The organism is Modestobacter sp. SYSU DS0875 (assembly GCF_054050915.1).
Genome location: NZ_JBJHAH010000006.1, coordinates 124,909 through 141,225, shown reverse-complemented (window position 1 = coordinate 141,225; position 16,317 = coordinate 124,909). Strand labels below are relative to the sequence as shown.

General features: G+C 74.7%; 12 protein-coding genes. All 12 read left to right on the top strand.

Going from position 1 to position 16,317, the window contains the following annotated elements; translation table 11 throughout:
- Positions 1–118: 118 nt before the first annotated feature.
- The 12 genes from ACI79Y_RS05325 to ACI79Y_RS05270 all read left to right on the top strand — a co-directional run bounded on the left by ACI79Y_RS05325 (position 119) and on the right by ACI79Y_RS05270 (position 16,230).
- Positions 119–526 (top strand): hypothetical protein, encoded by a 408-nt coding sequence (locus ACI79Y_RS05325; RefSeq protein WP_457157467.1) that lies wholly within the window; start codon positions 119–121, stop codon positions 524–526.
- On the top strand, positions 510–2,165 hold the full coding sequence (locus ACI79Y_RS05320) for an FAD-binding dehydrogenase (RefSeq protein ID WP_457157466.1): 1,656 nt from the start codon (positions 510–512) through the stop codon (positions 2,163–2,165). The genes ACI79Y_RS05325 and ACI79Y_RS05320 overlap by 17 nt, the downstream gene beginning before the upstream one ends.
- Complete coding sequence (locus ACI79Y_RS05315; RefSeq protein WP_457157465.1) at positions 2,162–2,851, top strand: hypothetical protein; 690 nt, start codon at positions 2,162–2,164, stop codon at positions 2,849–2,851. The genes ACI79Y_RS05320 and ACI79Y_RS05315 overlap by 4 nt, the downstream gene beginning before the upstream one ends.
- A gap of 49 nt (positions 2,852–2,900) precedes the next feature.
- Positions 2,901–3,284 (top strand): phosphoribosyl-AMP cyclohydrolase, encoded by a 384-nt coding sequence (gene hisI / locus ACI79Y_RS05310; protein WP_457157464.1) that lies wholly within the window; start codon positions 2,901–2,903, stop codon positions 3,282–3,284.
- On the top strand, positions 3,271–4,785 hold the full coding sequence (locus ACI79Y_RS05305) for an anthranilate synthase component I (RefSeq protein ID WP_457157463.1): 1,515 nt from the start codon (positions 3,271–3,273) through the stop codon (positions 4,783–4,785). The genes hisI and ACI79Y_RS05305 overlap by 14 nt, the downstream gene beginning before the upstream one ends.
- Positions 4,782–5,390 (top strand): Trp biosynthesis-associated membrane protein, encoded by a 609-nt coding sequence (locus tag ACI79Y_RS05300; protein ID WP_457157462.1) that lies wholly within the window; start codon positions 4,782–4,784, stop codon positions 5,388–5,390. The genes ACI79Y_RS05305 and ACI79Y_RS05300 overlap by 4 nt, the downstream gene beginning before the upstream one ends.
- Positions 5,391–5,604: 214 nt before the next feature.
- Positions 5,605–6,414, top strand: a complete 810-nt coding sequence (gene trpC / locus ACI79Y_RS05295; protein ID WP_457157461.1) for an indole-3-glycerol phosphate synthase TrpC — start codon at positions 5,605–5,607, stop codon at positions 6,412–6,414.
- A gap of 54 nt (positions 6,415–6,468) precedes the next feature.
- Positions 6,469–7,860 carry a tryptophan synthase subunit beta gene (gene trpB, locus ACI79Y_RS05290; RefSeq protein WP_457157460.1) on the top strand — a complete coding sequence of 464 codons (1,392 nt, stop codon included), beginning with the start codon at positions 6,469–6,471 and terminating at the stop codon, positions 7,858–7,860.
- The gene (trpA, locus tag ACI79Y_RS05285; RefSeq protein ID WP_457157459.1) at positions 7,857–8,657 is read left to right on the top strand and encodes a tryptophan synthase subunit alpha; all 801 of its coding nucleotides are present in this window, start codon (positions 7,857–7,859) and stop codon (positions 8,655–8,657) included. Before trpB ends, trpA begins: the two co-directional genes overlap by 4 nt.
- Positions 8,654–9,691 (top strand): prolipoprotein diacylglyceryl transferase, encoded by a 1,038-nt coding sequence (gene lgt / locus ACI79Y_RS05280; protein ID WP_457157458.1) that lies wholly within the window; start codon positions 8,654–8,656, stop codon positions 9,689–9,691. Before trpA ends, lgt begins: the two co-directional genes overlap by 4 nt.
- A 394-nt stretch (positions 9,692–10,085) precedes the next feature.
- Complete coding sequence (gene gltB, locus ACI79Y_RS05275; protein ID WP_457157457.1) at positions 10,086–14,750, top strand: glutamate synthase large subunit; 4,665 nt, start codon at positions 10,086–10,088, stop codon at positions 14,748–14,750.
- Complete coding sequence (locus tag ACI79Y_RS05270) at positions 14,743–16,230, top strand: glutamate synthase subunit beta (protein WP_457157456.1); 1,488 nt, start codon at positions 14,743–14,745, stop codon at positions 16,228–16,230. Before gltB ends, ACI79Y_RS05270 begins: the two co-directional genes overlap by 8 nt.
- Positions 16,231–16,317 lie beyond the last annotated feature (87 nt).

Sequence of the window (16,317 nt, the reverse complement as noted above, 5' to 3'; positions counted from 1 at the left end):
GCCGTCGTCCCGGCCGCAGGCCCGCTCCCGTCAGCCCCAGCCTCGCCGGCCGGTCGGCCGTGGCTTCACCGTCGCGCCCGTCGCACCCACCCGGCCGCAGGCCGCACCGTTCGCGGCGGTGTTCGGCCTGCTCGTCGCCGTCGAGGACGCCTGGCTGGGCTGGCTGCTGTGGGACGCCGACCCCGGCTGGGGCTGGTACCTGCTGGTGCCGGTCGCGCTCGCCGCCCTCGCCGTCCTCGGGGCCGTGCTGGTCTGGCGCGGCACCGGCCTGGGACGCCTGCCCGGCTGGCTGGTGCTCGTGATCGCCTGCGCACTGCCGATCGTCGGGCTGCTGCTGCTCACGGCGTTCTTCGGGGTCCTCGGCGGCGGCTCGGCGGTGTGGACGCCGCTGCTGCTGGCCGTCGGGCCGCTGGGTGGGCTGGTGCTCGCCGCGCAGCAGCCGGTGCGGGAGTGGGCCCGTGCGGGTCGTCGGGCGCCCTCCGCGCCGCGCGCCCGCTACCGTCGCGGTGGTGAGCACCGACGCTGACGTCATCGTGGTGGGGGCGGGGCTGGCCGGACTGGTCGCCACCGCCGAGCTGGCCGAGGCCGGCAAGCGGGTGCTCCTGCTGGACCAGGAGCCCGCGGCGTCGCTGGGCGGGCAGGCGCACTGGTCCTTCGGCGGGCTGTTCCTCGTCGACACCCCCGAGCAGCGCCGGCTGCGGGTGCGCGACTCCCTGGAGCTCGCCCGGCAGGACTGGTTCGGCACCGCCGGGTTCGACCGCGCCGAGGACCACTGGCCGCGGCAGTGGGCCGAGGCCTACCTGCAGTTCGCCGCAGGGGAGAAGCGGGCCTGGCTCCACGGCCTGGGCGTGCGCTTCTTCCCGGTGGTCGGCTGGGCCGAGCGCGGCGGCTACACCGCCACCGGCCACGGCAACTCGGTGCCCCGCTTCCACGTCACCTGGGGCACCGGCCCCGGGCTCGTCGCCCCCTTCGCACGACGGGTCGCCGACGCCGCCGCCCGCGGGCTGGTCGACGTCCGCCACCGGCACCGGGTCGACGGGCTGGTCGTCACCGACGGCGCGGTCACCGGCGTCCGGGGCGCGGTGCTCGAGCCGAGCGACGTCGCCCGCGGGGTGGCCAGCTCGCGGGCCGAGGTCGGGGAGTTCGACCTCTCCGCGCAGGCCGTCGTCGTCGCCGCCGGCGGCATCGGCGCCAACCACGAGCTGGTCCGGCGCAACTGGCCGGCCCGGCTCGGCCCGGCACCGCGGCGGCTGCTCTCCGGCGTCCCGGCGCACGTCGACGGCCGGATGCTGCAGGTCACCGAGGCGGCCGGCGGCAACGTGATCAACCCCGACCGGATGTGGCACTACACCGAGGGGATCGCCAACCACTCGCCCGTCTGGGAGCGGCACGGCATCCGGATCCTCCCCGGCCCCTCCTCGCTGTGGCTGGACGCCACCGGCACCCGGCTGCCGGTGCCGCTGTTCCCCGGCTTCGACACCCTGGGCACGCTCGCGCACATCGGCACGACCGGCCACGAGCACACCTGGTTCCTGCTCACCCGGAAGATCATCGAGAAGGAGTTCACCCTCTCCGGCTCCGAGCAGAACCCCGATCTCACCGGCAAGGACCTGAAGCTGCTGCTCACCCGGGTGCGCAGCGGCGCCGCCGCGCCGGTGCAGGCCTTCCTGGACCGCGGCGAGGACTTCGTCGTCGCCCCCACGCTGCCGCAGCTGGTCGCCGGGATGAACCGGCTCACCGGCGACACCCCGCACGTCGACCTGGCGACCGTCGAGCGGGAGGTCGTCGCCCGCGACCGGGAGGTCGCCAACCGGTTCACCAAGGACGCCCAGGTCACCGCCATCCGCCAGGCCCGTTCCTTTCTCGGCGACAAGCTGATCCGGGTCGCGGCCCCGCACCGGCTGCTCGACCCCGACGCCGGCCCGCTGATCGCCGTCCGGCTCAACCTGCTCACCCGCAAGACCCTGGGCGGGCTGGAGACCGATCTCTCCGGGCGGGTGCTGCGTGCCGACGGCGAGCCGTTCCCCGGCCTGTACGCGGCCGGGGAGGTCGCCGGCTTCGGCGGGGGTGGGATGCACGGCTACCGGTCGCTGGAGGGCACCTTCCTGGGCGGCTGCCTGTTCTCCGGCCGGGTCGCCGGCCGGGCGCTGGCGGCGAGCCTGTGAGCTCTCCGGACTGGGACGCCGTCCCCCCGCCCGGGCAGCCGCCCCACGGCCCGTCGCCCTACGGTGGGCCGCCGCCCACCGGGCAGCCGTGGGACCAGCAGCCGTGGGGGCCGCCGCAGCAGTGGGGGCCGCCGCAGCCGTGGGGGCCGCCGCAGTGGGGCGCTCCACAGGCGCCGCCGCAGTGGGGCGCGCCGCCGCACCCCGGTCAGCAGCCGCCCCCCGGCTGGGGCTGGGGCGGGTACGCGCCGCCGTTCGCCCGCGGACCCCGCCGTCCCGGCGTCGTCGTCGGCGCGGCGGTGCTCGCCTTCGGCTCGGCGCTGCTCACCCTCGTCGGCACCGTCTACGCGATGGCGTTCAGCGCGCTGCTGGCGGTCACCCGCGGGCCCTCGGCCGGCATCGGGCCGTGGATCGCCCTGGTGCAGCTCCTCGTCGTCGCGCTCTTCGTGGTCGGCGGGCTGACCGCGCTGTCCGGCGGACGCCGGGAGTGGCTGTGGGCGGCGGCTGCCGGCCAGCTGTGCCTCTCGGTCTACTGGGTGGTGGTGCTGACCAGCACCACCGCGCCGATCGGTGAGGCCGTGGTGGTGCTGCCGGTGGTCTACGGCGCGCTCGGCCTCGCTGCCGCCGGGCTCACCGTCCTCCCCGACGCGGTCGCCTGGCAGCGGGCGGCCGCGAGTCGCGAAGGCTGATGCGCAGGGGCTGACGGCGCGCTCGCGGACGGGTGGGACGATCAACGGCATGTCCGCCCCCTCCGGTCCCCGGCTCGACCCGGCGGTCGCCGATCTGCTCCGCCGCGACCCCGCCGGCCTGGTCGCCGCCGTCGTCCAGCAGCACGACACCGCCGAGGTGCTCATGGTCGCCTGGATGGACGACGAGGCGCTGCGCCGCACGCTGACCACCGGCCGGGCCACCTACTGGTCGCGCAGCCGGCAGGAGTACTGGGTCAAGGGCGAGACGTCGGGCCACCGGCAGTGGGTGCGCGAGGTCCGGCTGGACTGCGACGGCGACGCGCTCCTGCTCCTGGTCGACCAGGAGGGGCCCGCCTGCCACACCGGCGAGCGCAGCTGCTTCCACCGTCCGCTGGAGGTCACCGGAGCGGAGGCGCAGCATGCGGCTGGGTGAGACGACGCCGACGCGGGACGAGTTCGCGGCGCTGGACGCTGCCGTCATCCCGGTCACCCGCCGGCTGCTGGCCGACGGGGAGACCGCCGTCGGCCTGTACCGGAAGCTGGCCCGCAACCGGCCCGGCACGGTGCTGCTGGAGTCGGCCGAGCAGGGCAAGCAGTGGTCCCGGTACAGCTTCGTCGGGGTGCGCAGCGCCGGCACGCTGACCGAGCGCGACGGCGCCACGACGTGGGTGGGCGACCCGCTGCCCGGGCTCACCGACGACCTGCCCGCCGACCCGCTGGCCGCCGTCCGCACGCTGGCCCGGCGGCTCCGCTCGCCACGCAGCTCCACCGCCGACCGGCAGGGCTTGCCGCCGCTCACCGGTGGCCTGGTCGGCTACCTCGGCTACGACGTCGTCCGCCGGCTGGAGCGGCTGCCGGAGACCAGCACCGACGACCTCGGCATGCCCGAGCTCGCGCTGATGCTGGTCACCGACCTCGCCGTGCTCGACCACACCGACGGCACGGTGCTGCTCATCGCGAACGCGCTGGCCGCCGGACCGGACGCCCACGACGACGCCGTCGCCCGGCTCGACGCGATGGCCGCGGACCTGACCTCGGCGGTGCCGCCGTCGGTCGCGACGCTCACCACCGCCGACGCCCCGCCGGTCAGCAGCAACATGGCCCCGGGGGAGTACGAGGCCGGCGTGGAGCGGGTGCGGGAGCACGTGCGGGCCGGTGACGTGTTCCAGACCGTCCTCGCCCAGCGCTTCGAGCTGGCCACCGACGTCGACGCGCTGGCCCTGTACCGGGTGCTGCGGGCCAGCAACCCCTCGCCGTACATGTACCTGCTGCGCTTCGCCGGCCGCGAGTCGCCGTTCGACGTCGTCGGCTCCTCACCGGAGGCGCTGGTGACGGTGACGGGCGAGCGGGCCGTGGTGCACCCGCCGGCCGGCACCCGGCCCCGCGGCGCGACGCCAGAGGACGACGTGCGGCTCACCGAGGAGCTCCTCGCCGACCCCAAGGAGCGCGCCGAGCACGTCATGCTGGTCGACCTGGCCCGCAACGACCTCGGCCGGGTGTGCGTGCCCGGCTCGGTGGAGGTGGCGGACTTCATGCGGGTGGAGCGCTACAGCCACGTCATGCACCTGGTCTCGACCGTCGCCGGGCAGGTGTCCCCGGGCCGCGACGCCCTCGACGTCTTCGACGCGACCTTCCCCGCCGGCACCGTCTCGGGGGCGCCCAAGCCGCGGGCGATGGAGGTCATCGAGTCCCTGGAACCGACCCGGCGGGCGCTGTACGCGGGCACCGTCGGCTACGTCGACGCCAGCGGCGACATGGACATGGCGATCGCCATCCGCACCGCCGTGCTGCACGACGGCCGCGCCTACGTGCAGGCCGGCGCCGGGATCGTCGCCGACAGCGACCCGGCCACCGAGGAGGCCGAGACCCGGCACAAGGCGCGCGCGGTGCTCTCGGCGATCGCGACGGCGGAGGGGCTGCGGGAGCTCCCGTGAACAGCACCTCCGGGGCGCGGCGGGAGCTCACGGTCGCGGTGCTCGGCAGCGCGCTGGCCGGCGGGCTGGCGCTCTCGGCGTCCGGGCAGCCGTGGGCCGACGTCACGATCGTCCGGGAGCCGCCGCTGCCGCCCGTGGCCGCCGTCCTCACCGGCTCCGACGCCGCCCCGCTGGTCGCCGCCTGCGGGCTGCTGCTGCTCGCCGCCGCCGTGGCGGTGATCGCCGTCCGCGGTGTGGCCCGTGCGGTCGTCGGCCTGCTCGTCGCCGCCGCCGGGGGTGCGCTGGCCTGGTCCGGCGTCCGGGCGCTGGGCGGTGGGCTCGAGGAGGCCTCGACCGAGCTGCCCGCGGTCGGCCAGGGAGGGGGCCCGGTCACCGTCGACGTGGCGGCCGGCTGGCCGGCGGTCACCGTCGCCGCGGGCGTCCTGGCCCTCCTGGTCGGGGTGCTCGTGGTGCTGCGCGGGAGGAGCTGGCCGGGGATGGGCCGGCGGTACGAGCGCACGGCACCGGGTGCGCCACCGGCGGCGACGGCCCGCCCGGTGACCGACGAGGACCGCCACCAGGCGGCCTGGAAGGCGCTGGACCGGGGCGAGGACCCGACGGAGTGAGGAACCCGGCGCCCCTCGGGCCCCGGCCCGAGGCCCGCCCCGAGCTCGCGAGGGGTGAGGAGGCCGGGGTCCTCCTTCTACACCGGGGCCGCTCCGGCACGGCAGGCAGCCCCCGGATCGGAGCCCCTCAGCGCCGCCTCTACAGTGATCTCACCGACTCCGAGTGGTGGGGATGCGGTCCGTGGCAGACGATGTGGGGTTGCGAGGAGGGGTCATGAGCGTCCTCGACGACATCGTGGCGGGCGTCCGTGAGGACGTCGCCGCGCGGCAGGCCGCCGTTCCGCTCCCGGAGGTGCAGGCCGCCGCCCGCGACGCCCGCCCGGCGCTGGACGCCCTCGCGGCGCTGCGCGCACCCGGGGTCGGGGTGATCGCCGAGGTGAAGCGCAAGAGCCCCTCCAAGGGTGCGCTCGCCCAGATCACCGACCCGGCGGCGCTGGCCGCCCAGTACGCCGCCGGCGGCGCCCGGGTGATCAGCGTGCTCACCGAGGGGCGTCAGTTCGGGGGCTCGCACGCCGACCTGGCCGCGGTCCGCGCCGCCGTCGACGTCCCGGTGCTCAACAAGGACTTCGTGGTCAGCAGCTACCAGGTGCACGAGGCCCGTGCCCACGGCGCCGACCTGGTGCTGCTGATCGTCGCGGCGCTGGAGCAGCCGGTGCTGACCGGCCTGCTGGAGCGGATCGAGTCGCTGGGCATGACGGCGCTGGTCGAGGTGCACAGCGAGGCCGAGGCCGACCGCGCGCTCGCCGCCGGCGCCTCGGTCATCGGGGTCAACGCCCGCGACCTGACCACGCTGTCGGTCGACCGCTCCACCTTCGAGCGGATCGCCCCCGGGCTGCCCAGCGAGGTGGTCAAGATCGCCGAGTCCGGCGTCCGCGGGCCGCACGACCTGATCAGCTACGCCGGGGCCGGTGCCGACGCGGTGCTCGTCGGCGAGGGCCTGGTCACCGCCGGTGACCCGCGGCAGGCGGTCGCCGACCTGGTCACCGCCGGTTCCCACCCGGCCACCCCGCGCACGACCCGCTGACCCGCCCCGGGGACCCGCGCCCGGTTCGCGCACCTGTCGTGTCAAGCTGGGCACGTGACCCTCTCCGCGCACCCTCCGGCCCCTGACGTCAGCACTCGTGCTCTCGACGCCGCGGCGCGCCCGGAGTGGCCGGACGCGACCGGGCACTTCGGTCCCTACGGCGGCCGGTTCGTCCCCGAGGCGCTGATCGCCGCCCTCGACGAGCTCACCGAGGCCTACGAGGCGATGCGGGTCGACCCCGCGTTCCTCGCCGAGTTCGCCGAGCTGCAGCACGACTACACCGGCCGGCCCAGCCCGGTCACCGCCGTCCCGAAGTTCGCCGAGCACTGCGGTGGTGCCACCGTGCTGCTCAAGCGCGAGGACCTCAACCACACGGGATCGCACAAGATCAACAACGTGCTGGGTCAGGCGCTGCTGACCAAGCGGATCGGCAAGAGCCGGGTCATCGCCGAGACCGGCGCCGGCCAGCACGGCGTCGCCACCGCCACCGCCGCGGCGCTGATGGGGCTGTCCTGCACGATCTACATGGGCGAGGAGGACACCCGGCGCCAGGCGCTGAACGTCGCCCGGATGCGGCTGCTCGGCGCCGAGGTCGTCCCGGTGACCACCGGCTCGCGCACCCTCAAGGACGCCATCAACGAGGCGTTCCGCGACTGGGTCACCAACGTGGAGACCACCAACTACGTCTTCGGCACCGTCGCCGGCCCGCACCCCTTCCCGGCGATGGTCCGCGACTTCCAGCGGGTGATCGGCGACGAGGCGCGCGGGCAGCTGCTCGAGCGGCTGGGCCGGCTGCCCGACGTCGTGCTGGCCTGCGTCGGCGGCGGCTCCAACGCCATCGGCATCTTCACCGCCTTCGTGCCCGACGAGGGCGTGCGGCTGGTCGGCCTGGAGGCCGGGGGCGACGGCGTGGAGACCGGGCGGCACGCCTCCTCCATCACCGGGGGCGACCCCGGGGTGCTGCACGGCGCCCGCAGCTACCTGCTGCAGGACGCGAACGGCCAGACCATCGAGTCGCACTCGATCTCGGCGGGCCTGGACTACCCGGGGGTCGGGCCGGAGCACTCCCACCTGCACGACATCGGACGGGCCGAGTACCGGCCGGTCACCGACGCGCAGGCGATGGAGGCCTTCGCGCTGTTGTGCCGCACCGAGGGGATCATCCCGGCGATCGAGTCCGCGCACGCCCTGGCCGGCGCGATGCAGGTCGGCCGCGAGCTGGCGGCCCAGGGGGCCGGTGGGCGGGGAGGGGAACCGCCGGTGCTGCTGGTGAACCTCTCCGGCCGCGGGGACAAGGACGTCGAGACCGCCTCCCAGTGGTTCGGGCTCGGCGACCGCGAGGAGGTCGACCCCGGCCCCGGCATGGACACCGACCAGCACACCACCGAGGGCGCGGTCGCCAACCAGGAGGCCGTCGCCGGGCAGGACGCGGGGGAGCAGGCATGAGCAGGCTCGCCAACCGCATCACGGCCGCCCGGGCCGAGGCCCGGGCCGCGCTCATCGCGTACCTGCCGGTGGGCTACCCCGACGTCGACGGCTCGATCGAGGCGATGGTGGCCGCGGTCGAGGGCGGCGCCGACATCGTCGAGATCGGCGTCCCGTACTCCGACCCGGGCATGGACGGGCCGGTCATCCAGCAGGCCGTGGACGTCGCCGTCCGGGCCGGGGTGGGGATGGCCGACGTGCTCCGCGCCGCGCGGGCCGTGGCCGACGCCGGTGCGGTGCCGGTCGTGATGAGCTACTGGAACCCGATCGAGCGCTACGGCGTCGACCGGTTCGCCGACGACCTGGCCGCCGCCGGGGGAGCCGGGGCGATCACCCCCGACCTGATCCCCGACGAGGCCGGCCCCTGGATCGCCGCCACCGACCGCACGGGTCTGGACCGGGTGTTCCTGGTCGCGCCGTCCTCGACCGACGCCCGCCTGGCGACCACGGCCGCGGCCTCCCGCGGGTTCGTCTACGCCGCCTCCACGATGGGCGTGACCGGTACCCGGGCGACGGTGGGCGACACCGCCGAACGGCTGGTCGCCCGCACCCGCGAGGTCGCCGAGCTGCCGGTCTGCGTCGGCCTCGGCGTCTCCGACGCCGACCAGGCCGCGGAGGTCGCCGGCTTCGCCGACGGCGTCATCGTCGGGTCGGCCTACGTCCGTGAGCTGCTCGAGGGCCGCGGCCCGGAGGGCGTCCGGCGGCTGTCGGTCGAGCTGGCCGAGGGCGTGCGCCGCCGCCCGGTGGTGCTCTCGTGAGCGTGCTCGCGGCGATCCCGAGCCCCACCCAGGCGGTCTGGTACATCGGGCCGTTCCCGCTGCGCGGCTACGCGCTGGCGATCATCGCCGGCATCGTGCTGGCCGTCCTGATCTCGGAGCGACGCTGGGTCGCCCGCGGCGGCGCACCCGGTGACGTCCTCGACATCTCCGTCTGGGCGGTGCCGTTCGGCATCGTCGGCGGCCGGATCTACCACGTGATCACCACGCCGCAGCCCTACTTCGGCGAGGGCGGCGACCCGCTGCGCGCGATCGCCATCTGGGACGGCGGCCTCGGCATCTGGGGTGCCATCGCCCTCGGCGGTGTCGGCGCCTGGATCGCCTGCCGCCGGCGGGGCATCCCGCTGCCCGCCTACGCCGACGCCATCGCCCCCGGCATCGTCGTCGCGCAGGCGGTCGGCCGGCTGGGCAACTGGTTCAACAACGAGCTCTACGGCCGGGCCACCGACCTGCCCTGGGCGCTCACCATCCACCGCTGGGACCCCTCGGTCGGCCGCGCCCTGACCGGGCCCGACGGTCAGGCGGAGGTGCTGGGCACCTTCCACCCGACCTTCCTCTACGAGCTGCTGTGGAACCTCGGCGTCGCGGCGCTGGTCGTCTGGGCCGACCGCCGGTTCCGGCTGTCCCACGGCCGGGCCTTCGCCCTGTACGTGGCGGCCTACTGCGCCGGCCGGCTGTGGATCGAGATGCTCCGCATCGACACCGCCCAGCAGTTTCTGGGCCTGCGCCTCAACGTCTTCACCTCGATCATCGTGGGCCTGCTCGCGGTGGCCTACCTCATCTGGCAGCGCGGCCGCCCCCGCGAGGTGATCACCCGCGGCCGGGATGCCCGCGCGGCCGACGGCGGCACCTCGGCCGCCGACGCGACCGGGGCGAGCGCCGGCCCCCCGGCTGCCGACAGCACCTCCGCGTCCACCGGCGACCCGGTGGGGGAGGACCCCCCGCCGGCGGCCGGGACCGGCTCCACGGCCACCCGGGCCGGCGGGGACGAGACCCGGGGCCCGGCACCCGGCTGACCGGTCTCGCGGAGCTCGTCGGCGTCGCCGGAAGAGAGATGTGCGACATCAGATCGACATGTCCCGCAGGTGACGTCGCTGTGTACGCTCCTTGTCGGCCGACCAGTGATCCTGGGCCGGCCGGCGACGTCGGAACCGGGCCAGCGCTGCCCCGCACACGACCTCCCCGCGGACACCCGCCCGCGGGACCGCGGGTCCGCAGGCCGTCCGGACGAACCGAGTCCACCCGGCCTGGGCGACCCCACCCGTCGGACCGCCCCGGTCCCCCTGCATCGCTCCTCCCCGCACCACCCACCCGCTCTGACCACCCGGCGGGGTCCTCGTGACCCCCCGCACCGCGCCCGGGACCGGCTCCGCCGGCCGGGCGTCGCGGCCAGCCGACGACGGGAGTGACATGTCTGACCTCGCCGCCCCCAGCACCTCCGCCGGCACCGATGCCCCGGTGGCCTTCTCGGCGCTCCCCGCCGCCGCCGGCCTCTACGACCCGGCCCGTGAGCACGACGCGTGCGGCGTGGCCTTCGTGGCCGACGCCCGCGGCCGCCGGTCACGGTCGATCGTGGCCGCCGGGCTGACCGCCCTGCACAACCTCGACCACCGCGGCGCCGCCGGCTCCGAGCCGAACTCCGGTGACGGCGCCGGCATCCTCACCCAGGTGCCCGACGCGCTGCTGCGCGCCAGCGTCGACTTCGACCTCCCGCCGCTGGGCGAGTACGCGGTCGGCATCGCCTTCCTCCCGGCCGACGAGGCCGAGCGGGCCACCGTCGTCGACGGGGTCGCCGCGCTCGCCGCGCAGGAGGGGCTGACCGTCCTGGGCTGGCGCGAGCTGCCGGTCGACCCCGACGGCGCCGACCTCGGCCCCACCGCGCGGCGGGTCATGCCGTACTTCGCGCAGCTGTTCGTCGCCGAGACGATCGGCGCGCGGGCCGACGCCCAGGCCTTCGGCGGCACGGCCGCCCCGCACGGGGTCACCCGGCTGGAGCGGCGCTCGTTCGTGCTGCGCAAGCGCATCGAGCGGGCCGCCCGGGACGCCGGCACCAACTGCTACATCGCCTCGCTGTCGGCGCGCACCATCACCTACAAGGGGATGCTGACCACCGACCAGCTGCCGGCGTTCTTCCCCGACCTGCGCGACGAGCGCTACGAGTCGGCGATCGCCCTGGTGCACAGCCGGTTCTCCACCAACACCTTCCCGAGCTGGCCGCTGGCCCACCCGTTCCGCTTCATCGCGCACAACGGTGAGATCAACACGATCAAGGGCAACCGCAACCGGATGCGCGCCCGTGAGGCCAAGCTGGAGACCGAGCTGTTCGACGGCCCGGCCGGCCCGGCCAGCGAACTCGGCCTGGAGCGGATCTTCCCGGTCACGGCCAGCGACTTCAGCGACTCGGCGACCTTCGACGAGGTGCTCGAGCTGCTGCACCTGTCCGGCCGCTCGCTGCCGCACGCGGTGCTGATGATGATCCCCGAGGCGTGGGAGAACCACGCCGAGATGGACGCGGCCCGCCGGGCGTTCTACCGCTTCCACTCCTCGATCATGGAGCCCTGGGACGGGCCGGCCTGCGTGGCCTTCACCGACGGCACGCTCATCGGGGCGGTGCTCGACCGCAACGGCCTGCGCCCGGGCCGCTGGTGGCGGACCAAGGACGACCTGGTCGTGCTGGCCAGTGAGGCCGGGGTGCTGGACATCCCGGCCTCGGAGGTCGTCGCCAAGGGCCGGCTGCAGCCGGGCCGGATGTTCCTGGTCGACACCGCCGCGGGCCGGATCGTCTCGGACGAGGAGGTGAAGGGCGCGCTGGCGAGCGAGCAGCCCTACGACGACTGGCTGCACGCCGGCCTGGTGCACCTGCCCCAGCTGCCCGAGCGCCGCCGTGCCCGGCCCAGCCACGAGTCGGTCGTCCGCCGTCAGCTGCTCTTCGGCTACACCGAGGAGGAGCTGCGGATCCTGGTGCAGCCGATGGCCGCCAGCGGCGCCGAGCCGATCGGCTCGATGGGCACCGACACCCCGATCGCCTCGCTGTCGGACCGCTCGCGCTCGCTGTTCGACTACTTCACCCAGCTGTTCGCGCAGGTCACCAACCCGCCGCTGGACGCGATCCGCGAGGAGCTGGTCACCAGCCTCGGGCGCACCTTCGGCCCCGAGCAGAACCTGCTCGCGGCGACCCCGGCGTCCTGCCGGCAGGTGTTCCTGCCGTTCCCGGTGATCGACAACGACGAGCTGGCCAAGATCTTGCACATCGACGACGACGGCGACCTGCCCGGGTTCGCCGCGGTGCGGATCACCGGGCACTTCGACGTCAACGGCGGCGGCACGGCCCTGGCCCAGGCGATCACCGAGCTGCGCACCAAGGTGAGCAAGGCGATCGCCGCCGGCGCCCGGGTCATCGTGCTGTCCGACCGCGACTGCGACGAGAACCGCGCGCCGATCCCGTCGCTGCTGATGACCGCCGCCGTCCACCACCACCTGGTGCGCGAGCGCACCCGGATGGAGGTCGGCCTGGTCGTCGAGTCCGGTGACTGCCGCGAGGTGCACCACGTGGCCCTGCTGCTGGGCTACGGCGCGGCCGCGGTCAACCCCTACCTGGCCTTCGAGAGCGTCGAGGACCTGATCCGCTCCGGTCAGCTCACCGGGATCGAGCCCGCGCAGGCCGTGCGCAACGTGGTCAAGGCCATGGGCAAGGGCGTGCTCAAGGTGATGAGCAAGATGGGCATCAGCACCGTCGGCTCGTACACCATGGCGCAGATCTTCGAGACCGTCGGCCTGTCCGAGGCCCTCGTCGACGACTACTTCACCGGCACTTCGGCCACCCTCGACGGCGTCGGGCTCGACGTGCTCGCCGAGGAGGTGGCGATGCGCCACCGGAAGGCCTACCCGAGCAACCCGACCGAGCGCGCCCACCGGCGGCTGGAGACCGGCGGGGAGTACCAGTGGCGCCGCGAGGGCGAGGTGCACCTGTTCAACCCCGAGACGGTGTTCCTCCTCCAGCACGCCACCCGTTCCCGGCAGTACGAGGTCTTCCAGCGGTACGCCGACACCGTGGACGGCCTGTCGGCCGAGGCAGCGACCCTGCGCGGGCTGTTCCGGTTCAAGGCCGCCGGCCGCCCGGCGGTGCCGCTGGAGGAGGTCGAACCGGTCAGCGAGATCGTCAAGCGCTTCCAGACCGGAGCGATGAGCTACGGCTCCATCTCGGCCGAGGCGCACGAGACGCTGGCGATCGCGATGAACCGGCTCGGCGGGCGCTCCAACACCGGGGAGGGCGGCGAGGACCCCGACCGCTTCACCCCCGACCCCGACGGCGACCTGCGCCGCAGCTCCATCAAGCAGGTGGCCAGCGGGCGGTTCGGGGTGACCAGCGAGTACCTGGTCAACGCCGACGACATCCAGATCAAGATGGCCCAGGGCGCCAAGCCCGGCGAGGGTGGCCAGCTGCCCGGCAGCAAGGTCTACCCGTGGGTGGCGCGCACCCGGCACTCCACGCCGGGCGTGGGGCTGATCAGCCCGCCGCCGCACCACGACATCTACTCGATCGAGGACCTCAAGCAGCTCATCCACGACCTCAAGAACGCCAACAACGAGGCGCGGATCCACGTCAAGCTGGTCTCCGAGACCGGCATCGGCACCGTGGCGGCCGGGGTCGCGAAGGCCAAGGCCGACGTCGTCCTGGTCTCCGGGCACGACGGCGGCACGGGCGCCGCGCCGCTGACCTCGCTCAAGCACGCGGGCACCCCGTGGGAGATCGGCCTGGCCGAGACCCAGCAGACGCTGCTGGCCAACGGGCTGCGCGACCGGATCGTGGTGCAGGTCGACGGCCAGATGAAGACCGGTCGCGACGTGATCGTGGCCGCGCTGCTGGGCGCGGAGGAGTTCGGCTTCGCCACCGCCCCGCTGGTGGTCGAGGGCTGCGTGATGATGCGCGTCTGCCACCTGGACACCTGCCCGGTGGGCGTGGCCACGCAGAACCCCGAGCTGCGCAAGCGGTTCACCGGCAAGCCGGAGTTCGTGGTCACCTTCTTCGAGTTCATCGCCGAGCAGGTGCGCGAGCACCTGGCGCAGCTGGGCTTCCGCTCCCTCGACGAGGCGGTCGGTCACGCCGAGCTGCTGGAGGTCGCGCCGGCGGTCGACCACTGGAAGGCCGCCGGGGTCGACCTGTCCCCGATCCTCGCCGTCCCGGAGCTGCCCGAAGGGGCGGCCCGCCGGCAGGTGGCCACCCAGGACCACGGCCTGGACGTCGCGCTGGACCAGACGCTGATCCAGCTGTGCGAGGGTGCGTTGCTCGATGCCCGCCCGGTGCACCTGGAGCTGCCGGTCCGCAACGTCAACCGCACCGTCGGCACCATGCTCGGGTCGATGGTGACCCGCCGGTTCGGTGGCGCCGGGCTGCCCGACGGCACGATCGACCTGACCTTCACCGGGTCGGCGGGCCAGTCCTTCGGCGCGTTCCTGCCCCCGGGCATCAGCATGACGCTGCTCGGCGACGCCAACGACTACGTCGGCAAGGGCCTGTCCGGGGGGCGGATCGTGGTGCGTCCCGCGCCGGAGTCCGCGTTCGCCGCCGAGGACAACGTCATCGCCGGCAACGTCATCGGCTACGGCGCGACCCGGGGGGAGCTGTTCCTCCGCGGCCGGGTCGGCGAGCGGTTCTGCGTACGGAACTCCGGTGCGCTGGCGGTCGTCGAGGGCGTGGGCGACCACGCGCTGGAGTACATGACCGGCGGGTCGGCGATCATCCTGGGCCCCACCGGCCGCAACATCGCCGCTGGCATGTCCGGGGGGATCGGCTACGTGCTCGACCTCGCCCGGCACCGGGTGAACCCGGAGATGGTGGAGGTCGAGCAGCTGGACGGCGAGAGCTCGCTGTGGCTGCGCGACGTCCTCACCCGCTACCGGGAGGCGACCGACTCCACGGTGGCCGCCGCCCTGCTCGCCGACTGGGGCCGGTGGTCCGAGCGGTTCAGCGTGATCATGCCGCGTGACTACCGGCGTGCCCTGGAGGCCCGGCGGGCCGCCGAGGCCGCCGGGTACGACGTGGACCGAGCTGTGATGGAGGCCGCACGTGGTTGATCAGACGGGTTTCCTCAAGTACGACCGGCAGCTGCCGCCGCGGCGGCCGGTCGACCTGCGGCTGCTGGACTGGAAGGAGGTGTACCTCAACCGGGACACCGGTGAGGACGCCGTCTTCCCCGTCGCCGCACTGCGCGAGCAGGCGGCGCGCTGCATGGACTGCGGCATCCCCTTCTGCCACCACGGTTGCCCGCTGGGCAACCTCATCCCGGAGTGGAACGACCTCGCCCGCCGGGACGACTGGCAGGAGGCGATCGAGCGGCTGCACGCCACGAACAACTTCCCGGAGTTCACCGGGAAGCTGTGCCCGGCGCCGTGCGAGGCCGCCTGCGTGCTCAACCTGGAGAACTCACCGGTCACGATCAAGCAGATCGAGTGGGAGATCATCGACCAGGCCTTCGTCAACGGCTGGGTCACCCCGCAGCCGCCGGCGGAGCTGACCGGCAAGAAGGTCGCCGTCGTCGGGTCGGGGCCGGCGGGGCTCGCTGCCGCCCAGCAGCTGACCCGGGCCGGGCACGAGGTCACCGTCTTCGAGCGCGACGACCGGGTGGGCGGGCTGATCCGCTACGGCATCCCCGAGTTCAAGATGGAGAAGCGCCACCTCGACCGGCGGCTGGACCAGATGCGCGCCGAGGGCACCCGGTTCGTCGTCGGGGTCGACGTCGGCGGCGAGGGCCCGGACGACGTCTCGGTGGAGCAGCTGCGGTCGGACTTCGATGCGGTCGTGCTGGCGATCGGCACCCCGGTGGCCCGCGACCTGCCGCTGCCCGGCCGGGAGCTGCCCGGCGTGCACTTCGCCATGGAGTACCTGCCCGACGGCAACCGGCAGGCGCTCGGCGAGCTCGAGCACCCGGCGATCGACGCCCACGGCAAGCACGTGGTGATCATCGGTGGCGGGGACACCGGCGCGGACTGCCTGGGCACCGCCCACCGGCAGGGCGCGGCGTCGGTGGCCCAGCTGGACTACAAGCCGGCCCCGCCCGGCACCCGGCCGCAGGACAACCCGTGGCCCACCTACGAGATGATCCTGCGGGTCTCGCCGGCCCACGAGGAGGGCGGCGAGCGGCTGTTCGCCGTCAACACCGAGGCGTTCGTCGCCGGCGACGACGGCCGGGTCGCCGGCGTCCAGGTCTCCGACGTCCGGCTGGTCAACGGCCGCCGGGAGTCCGTCGAGGGCACCACGCGGGTGCTCCCGGCCGACCTGGTGCTGCTGGCGCTCGGTTACACCGGCCCGCAGACCGCCGGGCTGGTCGAGCAGCTGGGCTGCGCGGTCACCGAGAAGGGCGCGGTCGCCCGCGACGACGACTACATGTCCACCGCGCCGGGCGTCTTCGTCGCCGGTGACATGGGCCGTGGCCAGTCGCTCATCGTGTGGGCGATCGCCGAGGGGCGGGCCGCCGCGGCCGCCGTCGACACCTGGCTGACCGGCGCCTCGATGCTGCCCCGCCCGGTCACGCCCACGGCGGTTCCGCTGCGCTGACCTGCGCAGACGTCCCAGACGACTGCGACCCCCCGGAGGGACACGGCCGACCCGTCCGGCGTGTCCCCCCGGGGGGTCGACTAGTTT

What these genes read in the sequence shown, in the direction of transcription:
- hisI (WP_457157464.1), top strand. Translation starts at nt 2,901, where the DNA reads ATGTCCGCCCCCTCCGGTCCCCGGCTCGACCCGGCGGTCGCCGATCTG.
- ACI79Y_RS05305 (WP_457157463.1), top strand. Translation starts at nt 3,271, where the DNA reads ATGCGGCTGGGTGAGACGACGCCGACGCGGGACGAGTTCGCGGCGCTG.
- trpC (WP_457157461.1), top strand. Translation starts at nt 5,605, where the DNA reads ATGAGCGTCCTCGACGACATCGTGGCGGGCGTCCGTGAGGACGTCGCC.
- trpA (WP_457157459.1), top strand. Translation starts at nt 7,857, where the DNA reads ATGAGCAGGCTCGCCAACCGCATCACGGCCGCCCGGGCCGAGGCCCGG.
- gltB (WP_457157457.1), top strand. Translation starts at nt 10,086, where the DNA reads ATGTCTGACCTCGCCGCCCCCAGCACCTCCGCCGGCACCGATGCCCCG.